Below are 3248 nucleotides of genomic sequence, written 5' to 3'. Positions count from 1 at the left end.
GAGGAGATGATGACCAAGCTCGACAACAGGAGCCTCGACACCGCGCACTCGGTCTACCTCGGCATCTACCAGCAGCTCGTCACCACGAGGGGCGGCGAGGTCGTCAAGCACTACAAGCGCTACCCGCGCGACTTCTTCGACCTCGTGGTGGTCGACGAGTGCCACAGGAGCTCCGCCGACGCCGGCAGCAACTGGCACGAGATACTGGACTACTTCGGGGAGGCCACCAAGATCGGCCTCACCGCCACACCGAAGGACGACGAGGACCCCTCGCGCTCCAACTTCGCCTACTTCGGCGAGCCCATCTACACCTACTCGCTCAAGCAGGGCATCGAGGACGGGTTCCTGGCCCCCTACAAGGTGGTCATCCCGGAGCTAGACATCGACATCCACGGCTACACTCCCGCGCCCGGCACCACCGACGTGGACGGCAACCCCATCGAGATACGCACCTACACCCAGCGCGAGTTCGACCGCAACATCATCGTGGCCGAGCGCCGCGAGCTGGTGGCCAAGCGCATCAGCGAGTACATGGCCGCCAACGACATGCGCTACGCCAAGACCATCGTGTTCTGCGAGGACATCCCTCACTGCCAGGAGATGGTGAGGCTGCTCGAGAACGAGAACGCAGACCTCGTGGCCGAGAACCCGCACTACGTCCAGCAGATCACAGGCGACAACGAGGTGGGCAAGGCCCAGCTCGACTACTTCATCGAGAGCAAGTGCAAGTACCCCGTCATCGCCGTCACGAGCCGCCTGATGAGCACGGGCGTCAACGCCAAGACCTGCGAGCTCATCGTGCTCGACCGCACAATCGGATCCATGACCGAGTTCAAGCAGATCATCGGGCGCGGCACGCGAGTCGTGGAGCGCTACACGGTAGAGGGCGAGGAGAAGTCCAAGATGTACTTCACCATCATGGACTTCCGCAGCAACTACGAGCTGTTCAACGACCCCGACTTCGACGGCGACCCCACAGGAGGCGGCACCGTCGTCGTGCCCCCCGGCGGCCCGATGCCCAAGCCGCCCATCAGGCCCGTCGAGCCGCCCGTGCCGCCCACGCCAGCGCAGAACCGCCGCGTCGCCCGCGTCAACGGCGTGGAGGTCGAGATCGTGGGCGAGATGGTGCGCTTCCTCGACGAGGACGGCAACCTCGTGCAGATGAACCTCACCTCCTGCGTGAGGAACAACATCCTCGGCCACTACGAGACCCTCGAGGACTTCCGCCAGGCGTGGCTTCTCACCAAGAGCAAGGACGTGATGGCCAGCCAGCTGCTGCTCGAGATGGACTGGTCGGAGAACTTCGAGACCCGCTACGGCTACAAGGTCGACCCCTTCGACATCGTGGCCTGCATCGGATACGACGCCGACCCGCCCGTGTCGAGGTTGCGGCGCACCCGCAGCGGCGGCGTGACGCGCTTCGTGGCCCAGGAGCGCTTCGACGAGCCTGCGCGGGGACTGCTGAGGCTGATGCTCGACGCGTACGCCGAGATGGGCTTCGAGAGGCTCAGGGACCTCGCCGTTTTCAACCTGCCGCAGTTCAAGGCGGCCGGGTGGACCAAGCTGTCCGCCGTGAAGAAGCTCGGCGGCAAGGAACGCTACTACGGGCTGCTCTCCGAGCTGGAGAACGCCCTCTACGAGAAGGAGTAGATAGATGACGCTTGCAAACCTCGTGAAGCGCCTCGAGGACATCATGCGCGCTGACAACGGCATCGACGGCACCGCGCAGAGGCTGTCCCAGATCGTGTGGATCCTCTTCCTCAAGGTCTTCGACTACAAGGAGGAGGAGGCGGAGCTCGACGACGGCTACGAGCCGGTGATACCGCAAGGCTACCGCTGGCGCGACTGGGTGCCCTACGAGACGGCCACCGCCTACCGCACCGGAGACGAGCTGCTCGACTTCGTGAACAACGACCTGCTCCACGTCCTGCGCGGCGAGCCAACCAAGGGTGCCGACGGGGTCGAGAGGGTCCTGTTCTCCTCCGAGAGCCCGCGCGCGCTGCTGGTCAAGGAGTTCATGCAGCGCACCCACAACTACGCGCAGAACGGCGTGCAGCTGCGCCAGGTGCTCGACCTGTTCGAGGAGGTCGACTTCTCGGACGCAGACGACACCCACGAGTTCAACGACGTCTACGAGACCATGCTCAAGAGCCTGCAGGGGGCGGGCAAGGCGGGCGAGTTCTACACGCCGCGCGCCGTCACCTCCTTCGCCATCGAGCACATCGACCCCAGGATAGGAGAGACGGTGGCCGACTTCTCCTGCGGCACCTGCGGCTTCCTCGTCGACGCGCTGCGCCACCTCGAGGCGCAGGTCGCACCCGGCGACACCGAGGCCATGGAGGTCATCCAGCGCTCGCTGATCGGCCAGGAGTGGAAGCCCATGCCCTACATGCTGGGCGTCACCAACCTCATGCTCCACGGCGTCGAGCTGCCCAACGTCACCTACGGCGACTCGCTGGCGAGGCGCCTGCTCTCCTTCGAGGAGGCCGACTGCGCGGACAAGATAGCCATGAATCCGCCCTACGGCGGCATTACCACCGAGGCCAACCGCGCAGCCTACCCGGCCGAGTTCCGCAGCCCGGAGAGCGCCGACCTGTTCATGGCACAGATCATGACCCGCCTGAAGGCCGGCGGCAGGGCGGTCGTCGTGCTGCCAAACGGCTTTTTGGAGGGCGAAGACAACGTGCGTATTGCGCTCAAGAAGAAGCTCTTGAGCGAGTTCAATCTGCACACGGTCATCCGCATGCCAGAGTCCGTGTTCGCGCCCTACACGAGCATCGAGACCAACCTGCTATTCTTCGACAACACTGGCTCGACGCAGGAGACGTGGTTCTACCGCTTCGACAAGCCGCAAGGTTACAAGCACTTCTCGAAGACCAAACCGCTGACCCCGAAGCACATGGAGGTCGTCAGCGAGTGGTGGGACAACCGCGTTGAAATCACTGACGAGGACACCGATACCTACAAAGCAAAGTGCTATAGCGTCGAGGAACTCGTCGAGCGTAACTACAACCTTGCTTTGTGCGGCTACCCAACCGTTGAGGAAGAAGTGCTTTCTCCGGAGGAGACCATCGCGGCGTACCGCATCGAGCGCGAGAGGATCGATGCTGACATCGACGCGAAACTGGCAGAGATTGAACGCATCCTCGGCATCGAGGCGGGTGAGTAGATGACAGGCGAAGACCTCAAGAATTCCATCTTGCGGCAGGCAATGTGCGGCAAGCTTGTCGAGCAGAGAGCTGCCGAAG

General features: G+C 63.5%; 2 protein-coding genes. Both read left to right on the top strand.

Translation table 11 applies throughout. The features are described 5' to 3' along the window. The coding region (hsdR, locus tag ACI38Z_RS04510; RefSeq protein ID WP_439788992.1) for an EcoAI/FtnUII family type I restriction enzme subunit R at positions 1–1650 on the top strand (1650 nt) is incomplete at its 5' end. A 4-nt stretch (positions 1651–1654) separates the two neighbouring features. Continuing rightward, the gene (locus ACI38Z_RS04505; RefSeq protein WP_439788991.1) at positions 1655–3169 is read left to right on the top strand and encodes an HsdM family class I SAM-dependent methyltransferase; all 1515 of its coding nucleotides are present in this window, start codon (positions 1655–1657) and stop codon (positions 3167–3169) included. The last annotated feature ends 79 nt before the right edge of the window (positions 3170–3248 follow it).

It is taken from the genome of Parafannyhessea sp. (genome assembly GCF_051876455.1).
Classification (GTDB): domain Bacteria; phylum Actinomycetota; class Coriobacteriia; order Coriobacteriales; family Atopobiaceae; genus Parafannyhessea.
The sequence above is the reverse complement of the archived record's forward strand: the minus strand, read 5'-3'. Positions and strand labels throughout refer to the sequence as shown.